The sequence below is a fragment of the Pseudoclavibacter endophyticus genome (genome assembly GCF_008831085.1).
Lineage (GTDB): Bacteria > Actinomycetota > Actinomycetes > Actinomycetales > Microbacteriaceae > Pseudoclavibacter > Pseudoclavibacter endophyticus.
In genome coordinates this window covers 243058-256872 of record NZ_WBJY01000001.1, presented here as the reverse complement: position 1 = coordinate 256872, position 13815 = coordinate 243058, and the positions used below count along the sequence as shown (strand labels likewise).

The 13815-nt window shown below is 68.8% G+C and carries 13 protein-coding genes; 2 read left to right on the top strand and 11 right to left on the bottom strand.

Translation table 11 applies throughout. From position 1 onward, the window contains the following. Positions 1-6: 6 nt before the first annotated feature. From F8O04_RS01155 to F8O04_RS01125, 7 genes are all read right to left on the bottom strand, one after another. Positions 7-2031 (bottom strand): primary-amine oxidase, encoded by a 2025-nt coding sequence (locus F8O04_RS01155; protein WP_158027491.1) that lies wholly within the window; start codon positions 2029-2031, stop codon positions 7-9. Between the two features lie 155 nt (positions 2032-2186). After that, positions 2187-3710 carry an aldehyde dehydrogenase family protein gene (locus tag F8O04_RS01150; RefSeq protein ID WP_158027490.1) on the bottom strand — a complete coding sequence of 508 codons (1524 nt, stop codon included), beginning with the start codon at positions 3708-3710 and terminating at the stop codon, positions 2187-2189. 242 nt (positions 3711-3952) lie between these two features. Then, positions 3953-5095 carry a c-type cytochrome biogenesis protein CcsB gene (gene ccsB / locus F8O04_RS01145; RefSeq protein WP_188726466.1) on the bottom strand — a complete coding sequence of 381 codons (1143 nt, stop codon included), beginning with the start codon at positions 5093-5095 and terminating at the stop codon, positions 3953-3955. A gap of 59 nt (positions 5096-5154) precedes the next feature. Continuing rightward, the gene (resB, locus tag F8O04_RS01140; protein ID WP_158027489.1) at positions 5155-6921 is read right to left on the bottom strand and encodes a cytochrome c biogenesis protein ResB; all 1767 of its coding nucleotides are present in this window, start codon (positions 6919-6921) and stop codon (positions 5155-5157) included. Continuing rightward, entirely contained in the window at positions 6905-7885 is a 981-nt protein-coding gene (locus tag F8O04_RS01135; RefSeq protein WP_225734794.1) for a cytochrome c biogenesis CcdA family protein, read from the bottom strand. Before F8O04_RS01135 ends, resB begins: the two co-directional genes overlap by 17 nt. Beyond that, positions 7882-8481 (bottom strand): TlpA family protein disulfide reductase, encoded by a 600-nt coding sequence (locus tag F8O04_RS01130; RefSeq protein ID WP_225734793.1) that lies wholly within the window; start codon positions 8479-8481, stop codon positions 7882-7884. Before F8O04_RS01130 ends, F8O04_RS01135 begins: the two co-directional genes overlap by 4 nt. Next, positions 8478-9125: a histidine phosphatase family protein gene (locus F8O04_RS01125; protein WP_158027488.1), complete on the bottom strand. Its 648-nt coding sequence runs from the start codon at positions 9123-9125 to the stop codon at positions 8478-8480. The genes F8O04_RS01130 and F8O04_RS01125 overlap by 4 nt, the downstream gene beginning before the upstream one ends. A gap of 136 nt (positions 9126-9261) precedes the next feature. Between F8O04_RS01125 and aspS the strand changes: the two genes are divergently transcribed. Continuing rightward, a complete protein-coding gene (aspS, locus tag F8O04_RS01120; RefSeq protein ID WP_158027487.1) occupies positions 9262-10572 on the top strand; it encodes an aspartate--tRNA(Asn) ligase in 1311 nt (436 codons plus the stop codon). A 35-nt stretch (positions 10573-10607) separates the two neighbouring features. On the opposite strand, the gene F8O04_RS15205 is transcribed toward aspS, so the two are convergent. Continuing rightward, positions 10608-11267, bottom strand: coding sequence for a glutaredoxin family protein (locus F8O04_RS15205; RefSeq protein WP_158027486.1), 660 nt, complete (start codon positions 11265-11267; stop codon positions 10608-10610). Then, positions 11264-12562 (bottom strand): Na+/H+ antiporter NhaA, encoded by a 1299-nt coding sequence (nhaA, locus tag F8O04_RS01110; RefSeq protein ID WP_225734792.1) that lies wholly within the window; start codon positions 12560-12562, stop codon positions 11264-11266. The genes F8O04_RS15205 and nhaA overlap by 4 nt, the downstream gene beginning before the upstream one ends. 167 nt (positions 12563-12729) lie before the next feature. Here nhaA and F8O04_RS01105 point away from each other — a divergent pair, with 167 nt between their 5' ends. Next, complete coding sequence (locus tag F8O04_RS01105) at positions 12730-13134, top strand: hypothetical protein (RefSeq protein WP_158027485.1); 405 nt, start codon at positions 12730-12732, stop codon at positions 13132-13134. Between the two features lie 127 nt (positions 13135-13261). On the opposite strand, the gene F8O04_RS01100 is transcribed toward F8O04_RS01105, so the two are convergent. Together F8O04_RS01100 and F8O04_RS01095 are read right to left on the bottom strand one after the other, a co-directional pair. After that, entirely contained in the window at positions 13262-13360 is a 99-nt protein-coding gene (locus F8O04_RS01100; RefSeq protein WP_082775156.1) for a 30S ribosomal protein bS22, read from the bottom strand. A gap of 213 nt (positions 13361-13573) precedes the next feature. Next, positions 13574-13783, bottom strand: coding sequence for a helix-turn-helix domain-containing protein (locus tag F8O04_RS01095; RefSeq protein WP_158027484.1), 210 nt, complete (start codon positions 13781-13783; stop codon positions 13574-13576). Between the last annotated feature and the right edge of the window lie 32 nt (positions 13784-13815).

Here is a 13815-nt window from a genome sequence, read left to right as displayed (position 1 = left end):
GGCGGGTCAGCGCTCGGCAACCGCCCCGTAGCGGGGCAGACGGTCACCGTGGGCGCAGCAGTGGTCACCGCCGCGCGTCGTCCAGTCGGGCACGTCCAGGGCCGGGTTACGGTCGAAGAAGCCGTATGGCTTCAACTGGAACCGGTACGCATCCACCGGCATGATCGGGAAGTCCTCCGGGCGAGGCAGGTGCGTCGGCCCGAACGAGTGCCACAGCACGATGTCGCCACCATCGACCGGTTCCTCGTCGGCGACGTACGTGGGCAGGCCGGCGCCGCCGGCGTGCTGGTTGGGGTACTTGCCCGCGGGCCAGCGCTCATCCTCGTGGTACCTGGTGACCCAGGTGTGGTGCGTCGCGAAGTTGGCGCGGGCGTGCACGCTCGACTCCGGGTCGGCGAGCAGCGTCGGCCATCCCTCGCCGAGCAGCTCGTACTCGGTGGGCTTGCCAATGGCATTGCGGCGACGGTTCGAGCCGATGTGCCAGGTGCGGCGAACGGTGCGGTCCTCGTCGAAGCCGCCCTCGGTCTCGACGCGCTCGCGCACGAACGTGAAGGCGTTGCCGTACGGGTTCCGCTCCCCCATTGGGATGCGGCGCACCTCGGACTTCTCGACGTAGTTGTCCGGGCCGTCGATCTCGACGTCCAGGCGGGCGCAGAAGATGTGCTGGTGCACCGGCGCGAAGAGGCCCGGGGCGATCTCGAGCCGGTGCGGCTCGCTCGCACCGGGTTCCCCGGATCCGTTGAACACGAGGCCCGTCGCCTTCGCCTCGACCTCGATCGTGCCGTCGAGGTACAGGTGCCAGTAGAAGCCGTAGTCGTAGTTGCCGATCGTCGCGATGTAGGAGATCACGAGGCGACGCTGGCGGCGCACGTCGGTGGCGTAGCCGATCTCGGTGTGCTTGTGGAGGATCGAGTAGTCCTCCTCGTGCATGCACACGGCCTGCGGCACCCTGAGGGGGTTGCCGTGGTCGTCGTGGCTCATTCCGTCGAAGTAGTGGATGACGCCGAGACAGTCGCAGCCGAGGGCCAGCGAGTTCGCGCTCTTCCCGAGGTAGTACTCACCGGCGTCGAAGTAGCTGATCCAGTACCGGTTCCGCGAGGTGTCGCCGTAGGGCACGATCATCTCTGGCACGGAGCCGCGGTAGAGGATGGGACGCCGCTCGTCGCCGTCGAGATAGCTCAGCTGATGCAGCACGAGCCCCTCCCGCGCATTAAATGCGACCCGGAACCGCCACCCCTCCCATTCCACGAGCGACCCGTCGACGGAGAAGCTCGGGCCTTCCGGCTGAGTGATCTCGATCGGCTTCAGGCTTTCGCGCGCAGGCCCGACGGACTCGTCGTCGTAGCGCCCCGAGGTGGCGGCCGTCACCACGTCGCCCTCGTCGTACACGCTCACGACCTTGCCCTCGGTGAGGTCGATCGTCACGAGCAGCCCCTCGACGGGGTGCGCCCACGCGACATCGTCCGGGTGATCGCGCAGGAAGGTGAGCGAGCGGATCAAGCGGCGACCGATCTCATCCTCGTACCCGAAGTAGCCGGGGGCGAGCGGCGAGCAGAACGCATCCTCAATCCTGTCCGAGAGGCCGCGACGGCGCATGGCGGCCTGCCACTCCTCGCTCGCCTTGGCGATCGCCATCGCGCGGTCGTACTCCTCGACGAGGTACGCCGGCTGGCCGTACGGGAATTCGCCGGACGGGATCAGCTCGCTCGACAGCAACCGGTCGGCGTCGGCTTCGCCCTCGTCCAGCTCGACGACGTGCTCCGTCGAGACGCCCGTATCGGCCTCGAGCACGACGAACTCGATGCGCCTCCGCAGCGCATCGCCCTCGCGCCATTCCCGAACGAACGCCTTCGGCGGCTCAACGGGCATGACGCTCGGGAACCGGCTGTGCTCGGTGAGCAGGCCCGCCCGCTCGAGCACGGCCCGGCCGCGCTCGATCTCGGTTGCAGTCAACGAGTCGAGCGGATGCCGCGCCTCGTCGAGGTGCGAGACGCGCTGGCCGCTCGTGTGCAGTGGTTCGATGGTGGTCATTGCGCCTACCGTCTTTCTCGGGCCAGCTACGCGTGGCCCGTTCGCGTCATCTGCGGGCCAGCTGCGCGTGGCCCGATCGCGTCATGTGCGTGCCGAATGCAGTGTGCGCGCCCGGCCCCCTTCGCGAGGAAGGGCCCGGGCGCGCACACCGGTGATCAGCCGTGCTGGAACCAGGTGGTCTTGAGCCCGACGTAGTTGTCGATCGCGTGCGCCGAAAGATCCCGGCCGAACCCGGACTCGCGGAAGCCGCCGAACGGTGTCGTGACGCCGAGCGCATCGACCGTGTTGACCGAAACGGTGCCGGCAACGAGTCGCTCGCTCACCCGGTGCGCCCGGGAGAGGTTCGACGTCCACACGGAGGCCGCGAGGCCGTAGCGGGTGTCGTTCGCCTGTCGGACCGCATCGTCCTCGTCGTCGAACACCGTCACGGTCGCGACGGGGCCGAAGAGCTCGTCGGTGACGAGTGGATGCTCAGCGCTGAGACCGACGACGGCGGTCGGCGTGTAGAACGCGCGCGAATCACCGCGCTGCTGTCGCTCGCCGCCGAATGCGATGTCCCCGCTGACTCGTGCCTCGTCGACGGCTCGTTCGACGTCGTCGGCGTGCCCTTCGTTGATGAGCGCCCCTGTGGGTGAGGCCCAGTCGAGCGGGTCGCCCGGCGCGTACCCCTTCGCCGCCTCGCGGAAGGCCGAAAGGAAGTCATCGAGGATCGGGCGCTCGACGTAGACGCGCGAGTTCGCCGAGCAGACCTCTCCCTGGTTGTAGTAGGCGCCGAACGCGGCCTTCTCGGCCGCGAGCGTGATCGACTCGGTGTCGGCGAAGACAAGGTTGGCGCTCTTGCCGCCTGCCTCGAGCGCGAGGCGCTTCATGTTCGTCTCGCCCGAGGCGACGAGCAGTCGCTTGGCGACGCCCGTCGAGCCGGTGAACGTCAGCATGTCGACGTCGCGGTGCCGCGCGAGCCCCTCGCCGACGAGGCGGCCGGAGCCGGTGATGACGTTGAGCACGCCCTCGGGAATCCCTGCCTCGAGCGCCAGGTCAGCGAGGCGCAGGGCCGTCAGCGACGACTCGGATGCCGGCTTGTGCACGAGGCTGTTGCCGACCGCGAGTGCCGGGGCGAGCTTCCAGCTCGCGATCTCCATCGGGTAGTTCCACGGCGTGATCGCCGCGACGACGCCGAGGGGGGCGCGTGTCACCGTCGCCATCGACCCGGGTGGGGTCGATGGGATCTCATCGGCCAGCTTGTCGGCGAGCTCGGCGTACCAGCGGATGGTCGCGGCCGTTCCGGGCACATCGATCGTCATCGACTGCGCGATGGGCTTGCCCATGTCAAGGGTCTCGAGCAGCGCGAGCTCGTCGGCGTTCGCCTCGATGAGGTCGGCCCACCGCTGCATGATGCGGCCTCGGTCTGCCGCGGCGAGCCGGCTCCAGGCCCCTGACTCGAAGCTCGCCCGCGCAGCCCCGACGGCCGAGTCTACGTCGTCGGCGGTGCCCGCGGCGATCTCGGCGATGGATGCCGCCGTCGCGGGATTCACACTCCGGGTCGTCGTGCCATCCGATGCGTCGCGGCGTTGACCACCGACGTGCATCCGGCCATCGGGGCGGGCGGCGGCGGCACGCGCGTGCCAGTCGATCGACTCTGGTGCGTTGGCCGCGTCGGCTGCAATGTCGTGCTCGGCCATCGAATGCTCCTATCGAACGTGGCTGGACTCTCTCGTCCCACTGTGCTGCAGCTGCTTGCATCGACCAAGCACACGCATTCGATGCATTGCATCAACTGAAACGATAACTCGCGAGCGTCGGCGATGAGGTCGTACCACGTGCCGACGATCCTCCGAGCTCCGAACCGGCCGCGAGCGCGCCGCCAAGCCGTTCCCGTGCCGGGGGTACGGCGCTCAGTCGCCCTCCCGGTGGGGGAGCCGCCCTACAGCCCCGAGTACGCGTGCAGACCGTTGAAGAAGACGTTCACGATCGCGAAGTTGAAGATGACCGTCGCGAAGCCCACGATCGACAACCACGCGCTGGGCGTGCCCCGCCAGCCGCGGGTTGCTCGAGCGTGGATGTAACCGGCGTAGACGACCCAGATGATGAACGTCCACACCTCCTTCGTGTCCCAGCCCCAGTAGCGGCCCCACGCCCGCTCGGCCCAGATGGCCCCGGCGATGAGCGTGAAGGTCCACAGGATGAACCCGACCACGTTGATGCGGTAGGCGAGGTCTTCCAGCCGCTCGGCCCTCGGCAGCGCCTGCAGGAAACGCAGTCCCGACGGCTTCCCCGCAAGTGCCCGTGCGACGCGCCGCTGCTGGAGTAGCTGCAGCAACGACAGGCCGAAGCCGAGCGCGAGGCATCCTGTGCCGAGCGAGGCCACGAACACATGGATCACGAGCCACGCCGACTGCAGCGCCGGCACGAGCGGAACCACGTCGACGTAGAAGCTCACGGTCGAAACCCCGAGCCACAGCGTCACGAACCCCGTGATGAACGTGCCGAGGAAGCGGAGATCGGCCCAGAACCGGACCGCGAGGAACACCACCACGATGAGCAGAGTGAACGTCATCGAGAACTCGAACATGTTGGCCCACGGGACGCGTTCTGCCGCAATGCCACGGAGCACCGTCGCCGCCAGGTGCACGAGGAAAGCCGCGATCGTCAGCCACATCGCGACGCGGAGCGATGGCGTTGCCTTCGTGTCGCGCCAGCCGTCGGCTTCGTGCGCCCTCGTGCGGCCGAGCGTCCGCACGCCGCGCCTGGGCGCGTTGCCACCGGACCCGCCCGCCCCGGATGCTCCGCTGACATCGCCGACATGATCGCGCGCTTGCGTCGACCCGTCATCGACGCCATCAGCGGCATCGACGCCATCAGCGCCGCCGGCACCGGCATCGAGTTCGTCCGCATGGCCCGCGGACCCGACCTCGGCGGACCGCCCGCCCGCACCGCCGACACTGGCACCCACGGGCGACCGCCGTCGCGTCGCGCCGACGGCCGATTCCGACCCAGCCCCGGTCCGGGCCGACCGGCGGGCCAGGTCGAGTGCGAAGAAGACGAACGCCGCCGCGTACACGGCCATGGCCGCGTAGAGCAGGGTGTTCGACCAATTCGAGAGTGCGGTCACGGTGCTGAAAGGAATCACTGCCTGGCCTTTGAGAGGGATGGTGCGTGGCCCCAGCCTACGAGCGCGTCGGCGTGAGCGTCGAGGAGGTCGTTCACGGCGCCGGCAAGCTGCGGGTCGTCGCCGCGCGCGAGACCCGCGTACTCGACGAGCAGCGTGCCGTCGCGCCGCGTGACCGCCTTCACCCACATGCGGCGGCGCGGCACGAACAACCCTGTCACCAGCCCGCCGACGCAGAGGGCGGCGAACACGAGCATGGGAACCTGCGTCGGATCGTCGTGGATGTCGAACGACGCGTACCTGGGGATCTCGCCGAGCTCGATCGACCCGAGGCCGCCCGGCAGCTCGGTCGTCTCTCCGGGCTGCAGCTGGAGCGACTCGACTCCCGTCTCCCCGCCGGCGACCTGTGTGAGGTCGTCGGTGTCAAGCGAGTACACGTTCATGGGTACGCCGTCGTCGAGGCCGAGGTCGCCGGTGTAGACGTTCAGTGTGAGCACGGGGTCGCCGAGATCCGGATGCGACGACGTCAGCGCGCCCGAGTCGAGCGTCGCAGCCGTCGGGTAGAAGAACCCGATCATGCCGACCTGCTCGGCGAGCCCGTCAGGCACCTTCACGACGCCGAGACTCGTGAGGTTGCTGTCCTGCGGCAGGAACGGCACCGTGTCGGAGAAAACCGGAGTGCCGTCCGCGTCGCGCACGGTCAGCTGCGGCGCGTAGCCGTTGCCGAGCAGATAGACGTCGGTGCCGTTCGTGCGCAATGGGTCGTTCACGCGCACGGTCTGCTGCGTCGTCGTCCCGTCGGCATCGGCCACCGTCACGTTGGCGGCGAAGTCGTTGACGGCACCGACCGCGTTCGGGTTCGCCGATTCGTACTCGACGTCGAACCGGTCGAGCGTGAGCGAGTACGGCGTGAGCTGGTCGTTCGTGAAGAACCGGCCGGGGTTGAACGACGAATAGGCGACGGGGCTGTTCACGAACGTCTGGCCCTCGACGAGCACGCGCTGCCCGTGCCAGGCGTAGGAGCCGAGCACGCCGACCGTGATGATGACGCCGAGCATCGCGATGTGGAAGACGAGGTTGCCGGTCTCCCTCAGGTACCCGCGCTCTGCCGAGACGCTGATGCCGCGCCGCCCGCCATCGACGAGCACCGTTCGATAGCCGCGCCCCTTGAGCGTCCGCGCCGCCTCGTCGATGATCTCCCCCGCGTGGTCGGCGGCCTCGGCGTCGAGATGGAGCACCGAGTAGGCGTCGAAGCGATCGAGCCGAGCCGGGGTGGTCGGCGGGGGCGTGCGGAGCGCGCGCCAGTGGTGCGAGACCCGAGGGATGATGCAGCCCACGAGCGACACGAACAGCAGGAGGTAGATCGCGGTGAACCACGGCGAAGAGTAGACGGCGAAGAGACCGACCCTGTCGTAGAACTCGGCGAGCTCTGGCGACGTGTCGAACACCTGGGCGACCCCGTTCGGGTCGCTCGTCCGCTGCGGCACGAGCGAGCCCGGCACGGCGGCGACCGCGAGCAGCAGCAACAGCAGCAGGGCGACGCGCATGCTGGTGAGCTGGCGCCAGACCGTGCGGAGCGTGGCCAGTGCGCGGTCGGGCCGCAGCGTGGGGCCGGATGCTCCGGATGCCCCCGCGCCGTCGCGGGAGCCGGTGCGGTCGCGCGGCGGCGCGTCCCGTGTATCGCCGTCGCCGGCGCGCGCTCCGCCGGCGGCGGTGCGGCGCGGGCGGTCGCGGTGCTCGAAGCCGTCGCGACCGGCGTCGATGTGATCAGAGGGGCGAGACATAGCCGGGAAGCAGGAATCCGATCCACGAGATGAACGACTGCCAGATGCCGAGCACCATGAGCAGGCCGATGACCATGAGCAGCACGCCGCCGATGACGTTGATGTGGCGCATGTTGCGGCGCAGCCAGGTGCTCCACCGGGCGGCCGCCCCAAATCCGACTGCCGCGAGCACGAACGGGATGCCGAGGCCGAGGCAGTACGCGAACGCGAGCAGCGCGCCACGCCCTGCGCTCGCCGATTGGAAGCTGAGCGACTGGATCGCGATGAGGGTCGGGCCAACGCATGGCGCCCAGCCGACACCGAAGATCACGCCGAGCAGTGGCGCGCCGATGAGCCCGATGGGCTTCGAGGTGGGCTTCCACTGTCGCTGCAAGAAGGTCACCTGACCGATGAAGACGAGACCCATCAGCAGGACGATGGCCCCCAGCATCCGGAGCACGATGTCCTGATACTGCAGCAGCCACACGCCAAGTTGCCCGAAGGCGGCGCCGGTGAGCACGTAGACGAGCGAGAAGCCGAGCACGAACAGCACCGCCCCGAGCACGACGCGGCCGCGTGAGCCGAGCCGGTAGCCGGGGCGCCCCGCGACGGCGGTCGCCGTCGTGATTGTGGACGCCGCGGATACGTCGGTGGCGGATGCGCTGACGGCGGCATGTGCCGCGCCCGTGGAGGACTCGGCCCGGGCCCGGGCCGACGCGTCCTGAGTGGGCGCACCGTGGGCCGGCGCCGCCGTCGAGGTCGCGCCGACGAGGCCGAGGTACCCCGGCACGACCGGCAACACGCACGGCGACGCGAACGAGATGAGACCGGCCAGCACGGCAAGCGGCAGCGCGATGAGGAGCTGGCCCTGCACGATGATCTCGCCGGGACCGGCCGCGAGGGCGCCGGACAGCTCGGCCGCGGACGCGCCGAGCGGCGGCGCGGCGAGCACCGAACCCACGTGCGCTGCCGCCGACGAGATCACGTGGACGACTCGGCGAGGACGTCGTCGATCATGGGGCCGAGCACGCCCGGGTCGGCGATGCCGAGGATGTAGGCGGCGACCTTGCCATCGCGGTCGAGCACGAGGGTGGACGGGATCGCCTGTGGCGGCACGTTGTCGGCGAAGGCCGCGAGCACGCTGCCCGAGCTGACATCGAGAATCGAGGGGTAGGTGATGCCGAATTGCGCGTTGAAGCTCTCGACGGTCGCCACCTGGTCATAGATGTTCACCCCGACGAACTGGACGCCGTCGTCGGCGTACTGCTGCCAGACCGACTCGAGGTCTTCCGCCTCGACCCGGCAGGGCGGGCACGCCGCGTACCAGAAGTTCACCACGGCGACGTCACCCGCCAGTTCGGCAGACCCGAGGGTCGTTCCCGTCTCGGTCTCGCCCGAGAACTCCACGGCGGCACCGCGCTGATCGGGCTCGAAGACACCCCAGCTGCCGTCACCGGCGAACTGGCCGCCGTCTGGCGGCTGCTCGGTGAAGCCGAGGTCGTCGCCCGAGCACGCCGTCAGCGATGCGACGAGCGCGACCGAGAGCACACCGCCCATGACGGCACGGCGGGAAAGGATCACACTGCTCCTTGGTCGGTCGATGCCGCGAGTTCGCTCACGGCGGGCTCTCGATAGCCGACCTCGCGGAAGCCCGTCGCCGGGTGGTATTCGAGGATCGTGATGCTCGAGAGCGAGCATCGGCGCTGCCGGGGATTGTGGGCGAGCGGTTTTCGCGCGAGCGCCCGGTGCACGGTCCAGATCGGCAGCTGATGCGACACCATAATAACGTCGCCGCCCTCCGCCAGCCTGATCGCGTCGAGCGCCGCTGCACGCATGCGGTCGCGGATGCTCGAATAGGGCTCGCCCCACGACGGCCGGGCAGGATTCCAGACGTGGCGCCAGTTCGAGGGGCGGCGCAGCGCGCTATAACGCCCGCTCATGCGGCGGCCCTCGAAACGATTCATCGGTTCGATGATGCGCTCGTCGAACTGAGGCTCGAGCCCGAATGCCTCGGCGATCGGCGCCGCCGACTCCCGAGTGCGCTGCAGCGGCGAGACCACGAGGCCCGTCGCGGGCACGCCGTGCCCCCTGAGGTCGTCGGCGGCGAGTCGAGCCATGCGATGGCCGCGGTCGGTGAGGCCGAAGCCCGGAAGGCGCCCGTAGAGGATGCCGTCCGGATTGTCGACTTCGCCGTGACGCACGAGATAGAGGCGCTGCGTGACCATGCGCCCAGTGTACGAAGCACGACCGACATCCACGTGCCGCGCCGAGCATTCACGCGCCGCGCGAGGCCCCGGGGTCGGCCGGCCGAGCCACTCGCGGCGGCAACAGTCCGGTGAAGTCCCGCGCTAACCTGGGCCGGTGACACAACGCACCCTCATTTCTCAGCTCCAAGACCGCGCCGACGGCCCCGTCACCGTCCAGGGATGGGTCGACACCGTCCGCGATCAGAAGAAGGTGCAGTTCGTCGTGCTCCACGACGAGACCGGCGGGCTCCAGCTCGTCAACCCGCGCAGCGAGGGCCGAGAGCACATCTCCGACGTGATCTCGACGCTCGCGCAGGGCACCATGCTCACGATCCACGGCGACCTCAAGCACGACGAGCGCGTCAAGCTCGGCGGCCTCGAGGTCAAGGTCGGCGAGATCGTCGTCGAGTCGGAGGCCCTTCCCGAGACGCCGATCGCCGAGGACACGTCCATCGACAAGCGCCTGGACTGGCGCTTCCTCGACCTGCGCACCGCGCGCAACAACCTGCTCTTCCGCGCCCAGACCACCTTCGCGCACGCGCTGCGCACCTACTGGGTCGAGCGCGACTACGTCGAGATCTTCACGCCGAAGCTCATGGGCTCGCCCTCGGAGACCCGCGCCGAGCTGTTCGAGGTGGAGTACTTCGACCGGAAGGCGTACCTGGCGCAGAGCCCCCAGTTCTACAAGCAGATGGCTCAGTCGGCCGGATTCGGGAAGGTCTTCGAGATCGGCCCCGTGTTCCGGGCCGACCCGTCGTTCACGTCGCGCCACGCGACCGAGTTCACTGGCGTCGACGCCGAGATCTCGTGGATCGACAGCCACGAGGACGTCATGACGATGCAGGAGGAGCTGCTCGTCGCCGGTCTGCAGGCCGTCGCCGACAAGCACGGCGACGAGATCCGCGAGCACTTCGGCGTCGAGGTGACGGTGCCAGCGCTGCCGTTCCCGCGCATCCCGCTGCTGGAAGCCCGCGCCATCGTCGGGGCCCGCGGCCACACGATCGAGCGCGGCGACCTCGACCTCGACCCCGAGGGCGAGCGCCAGATCGCGGCGCACGTGAAGGAGCAGTTCGGGCACGAGTTCGTCTTCCTCACCGACTACCCCGCGTCGATCCGACCCTTCTACCACATGCGCCACGACGAGGACGCGTCGCTCACGAAGAGCTACGACCTCATCTGGAACGGCGTCGAGATCACGACTGGCGCGCAGCGCGAGCACCGGGTCGATGTCATCGAGGCGCAAGCCCGCGAGAAGGGCATGGACACCGAGGAGCTCGGCTACTACCTCGACTTCTTCCGCTACGGCACTCCCCCGCACGGCGGCTTCGGCATGGGCCTCGCACGGGTCATGATGCTGATGCTGGGGCTGACGACCCTGCGCGAGGTGACGTTCCTCTTCCGCGGCCCGAACCGCCTCACGCCGTAGCGCTTGCGCTCAGCGCCTGCACTCAGCGCTTGCGCTCAGCGCAGGCGCTGGATACGCCGACCCCACCAGCGGCCGCGGCCTCGCCTGGCAGCGCGGATCGCTCGGGCGAGTATGCCCGCATCGACCCGCCAGGTCGCGTGCTGCCGTCCGTCGATGAGCACGACGGGGATGTACTCGCCGTACTTCTCCGTCAGGGTCGCGTCGGCAAGGATGTCGTGCTCGACGAGCGTGGCACCCTCCTGCTCGACGACGGCTTCGACGATCGGCCGCGCCTCGTCGCAGAGGTGGCACCCCGGCTTGCCGTAGAGCTCGACGAGCACGGGACGTTCGGCGCCTCCCGTCGGTTCGCCGGGACCAGTACTCGAACGGTGTCCGTACGCCGCGCCTTCGGCGTCCGGACCCGTCGAGGCCCGCGGAAAGGCGCCGCTCCCGGTCGGGTCAGCGCGCTTCGCCGCGTCCGAGTCGCTGACGCGCTCCCGACCGTCGGTCTCGGCTCGACGCCCGCGCGTGCTGAAGTCAAGCCGGCCCCGCAGGTCCGCCGCGGTGTCGGGATCCAGCTCGTGGATGCGCGGCTCACCGCCGTGGTCGAGATCGCGTTCGTCACGGGGAGTCCGACCCGAACTCTCGCCGGACGGCGGCCGGGCGTCGGGTTTTTCGGACCCTGCCCCCTCGCCGCCGCGGGTTGCGCCGGTCATGGCAGACGCTCGACACCTTCGGCGAGGTCGCTGCTGCGGTGGAACCGTGCACGCCATCGAAGCAGGAAGATGCCGGCGATCGCCGCAGATACCGACCCGAGCAGCACCCCGAGGTGAGCGACGTCGATGTGCACGATGTCGTCGCCAAACGCCAGGGTGCCGATCAGGAGCGACACGGTAAAGCCGATACCGGCAAGCGGCCCCATGGCCAGGACATCGGAAAGCTGCAAACTCGGGTCGAGCTTGAACGCTGGTAAACGCCGTAAGAGGACAACGACGAGCAAGACGCCGAGCGGCTTGCCGATGAAGAGGCCCAGGAAGACGCCGATGAAGACGGGGTCGGTGATCGAGTCGAGGAACGACCCACCTGCGGAAAGCGGCACGCCGGCCGCGAAGAGGGCGAAGACCGGGAGTGCGAATCCCTGCGATATCGCGTTCCAGTCGTGCTCCATATCTTCCGCCATCGAGATCTTGTCATTGCCGACCGGCTTCGCTGGGACGCTCATCCCGAGCAGCACCCCCGCGATCGTGGCGTGCACGCCAGCCTGGTACATGCAGTACCAGGCGATGATCGCAAGGGGGAAGGTCAGCCACGCCTGGTTGTAGCCGCGGTGCAGCACAATCCAGAAGACGACGATGGCGACGAGGCTGCCGAGCAGCCAGAGCAGGCTGAGCTCGGCCGTGAAGAACACCGCGATGATGATGATCGCGAGCAGATCGTCGATCACGGCGAGCGTCAGCAGGAACGTGCGGAAGGTCGACGGTAACCCTCGACCGAAGACCGCCAGCAACGCGAGCGCGAAGGCGATGTCGGTGGCGACGGGGATCGCCCACCCGTTCACGGCGCTGGCGCCGAATGACACGATGACGGCGACGTACACGAGCGCGGGCACCGCCATGCCGCCGACCGCTGCGGCGATGGGCAAGGTCGCCTTGCGCGGGTCTCGCAGCGATCCCGTCACGAACTCGCGCTTGAGCTCGATGCCGACGACGAAGAAGAAGATCGCGAGCACGCCGTCTGCGGCCCAGTGCTCGATCGACATCCGGACGCCGACCGAGGCGTCCTCGCCGACCGAAACGTTGAAGCCCAGGTACAGGCTCTTGAGCCAATCGTAAAACGGAGCGGCGGGAGAGTTTGCGAGCACGAAAGCCACGACTGCCGCGCTCAGCAACAGCGCTCCGCCGACTTTCCGAGAGTTCAACCGCTCCTTGAGCGTGAACGTGTCGTCGGGACGACGAGAACTCATCCGCTCTTTGAACGCGGTGAACATGCCGCCGGCACTGAGGTTAGCCATGTGGCGCCTTTCGGGGGTCAGGTGAGCGAATGCTGACCAGACTTCCCAGCGCACCAGCGGCAAGCGTACTCCACGGGCGCATCCTTCCCCGAACCACGTACTTCCTCGGATCCGCGTCGGCCGCGCGGCGCTTGTGGCCCCGGCCATCGGCCGGTAGATGTGGTGTCGTGACCGACCACGAGCAGCACGAGGCACAGACCGCGAACGGAACCGACGCGACGGCGTCACGCACCGGAACGCCGCAACAGGAGCACTGGCCCGGCATCATCCCCTATGTCGAGTGGTACACCGGAGCGCGGCGGCTGCTCACACTCGACACCATGCCGCGGGGCGCCGGCACGCCGCCGGTCGTGAGCATCGACGGGCGCCAGTACTTCACCTTCTGGGGACGGTTGACCTTCGAGATCCCGGCGGAACGCGCCGTGCACCTCAGCGTGCACATCGAGGGCGACCGCGTGCTGGGTGCCAGGAGCGCGCTGATCCCTCCTGGCGGCCATGTCCACTACGCGTATGAGTTGCAGACGTTCGGCGCCAACGGGGTGCTCACGTACGTGCCACCGCCGACGGGGTAGCGGCCGTCCCCCGACCGCGGCGCCAGTGAAACGGTAGACACGGAACGGCGAACGCGGAGGCCGCGGGACGCACGAAGCGCCGAGCGCATCCGTCGTGCGGATGCTCCCGGCGCTTTGATCGCGACCGCTACTTCTTGTTGCGGCGCTGGTGGCGGGTCTTCCGAAGCAGCTTGCGGTGCTTCTTCTTCGCCATGCGCTTACGGCGCTTCTTGACAACTGAACCCATGGGTTCTCCTCTGATCGTTCGTGCGCGCGGCTCCGACGGGGAGCCGGAAAATCGCTCGCACTACCTTACACGCAGGGCGACTCAGCCCGGCACGCGTTGCCTGGCCGCCGTGGGCGCCGTGGGCGCCGTACTGACGAGGCGGTGTCTCGACGAGGCGGTGTCTCGACGAAGCAGTGTCTCGACGGGGCTGGCCTCGACGAGGCTGTGTCTCGACTATGCCGTGTGCTGGCCGGCGTCGTCGCCCCGCCCTTGCTGCAGCGCGTCGGCGACGGCTGACTCGGGAACGCGGAAGGAGCGCCCGAAACGCACGGCGGGCAACTCGCCGGAGTGCACGAGGCGATAGACGGTCATCTTGGACACGCGCATGAGTTCAGCGACCTCGGCGACCGTGAGAAACCGCACGTCGGAGAGCTCGTTGTCCATGGTGTCCCCCGTATCGGTGTGTACTCGGTGGC

What these genes read in the sequence shown, in the direction of transcription:
- ccsB (WP_188726466.1), bottom strand. Translation starts at nt 5,095, where the DNA reads ATGGCCGTGTACGCGGCGGCGTTCGTCTTCTTCGCACTCGACCTGGCC.
- F8O04_RS01150 (WP_158027490.1), bottom strand. Translation starts at nt 3,710, where the DNA reads ATGGCCGAGCACGACATTGCAGCCGACGCGGCCAACGCACCAGAGTCG.
- F8O04_RS01100 (WP_082775156.1), bottom strand. Translation starts at nt 13,360, where the DNA reads ATGGGTTCAGTTGTCAAGAAGCGCCGTAAGCGCATGGCGAAGAAGAAG.
- F8O04_RS15205 (WP_158027486.1), bottom strand. Translation starts at nt 11,267, where the DNA reads ATGACCGGCGCAACCCGCGGCGGCGAGGGGGCAGGGTCCGAAAAACCC.
- F8O04_RS01125 (WP_158027488.1), bottom strand. Translation starts at nt 9,125, where the DNA reads ATGGTCACGCAGCGCCTCTATCTCGTGCGTCACGGCGAAGTCGACAAT.
- resB (WP_158027489.1), bottom strand. Translation starts at nt 6,921, where the DNA reads ATGTCTCGCCCCTCTGATCACATCGACGCCGGTCGCGACGGCTTCGAG.
- F8O04_RS01155 (WP_158027491.1), bottom strand. Translation starts at nt 2,031, where the DNA reads ATGACCACCATCGAACCACTGCACACGAGCGGCCAGCGCGTCTCGCAC.
- nhaA (WP_225734792.1), bottom strand. Translation starts at nt 12,562, where the DNA reads ATGGCTAACCTCAGTGCCGGCGGCATGTTCACCGCGTTCAAAGAGCGG.
- F8O04_RS01095 (WP_158027484.1), bottom strand. Translation starts at nt 13,783, where the DNA reads ATGGACAACGAGCTCTCCGACGTGCGGTTTCTCACGGTCGCCGAGGTC.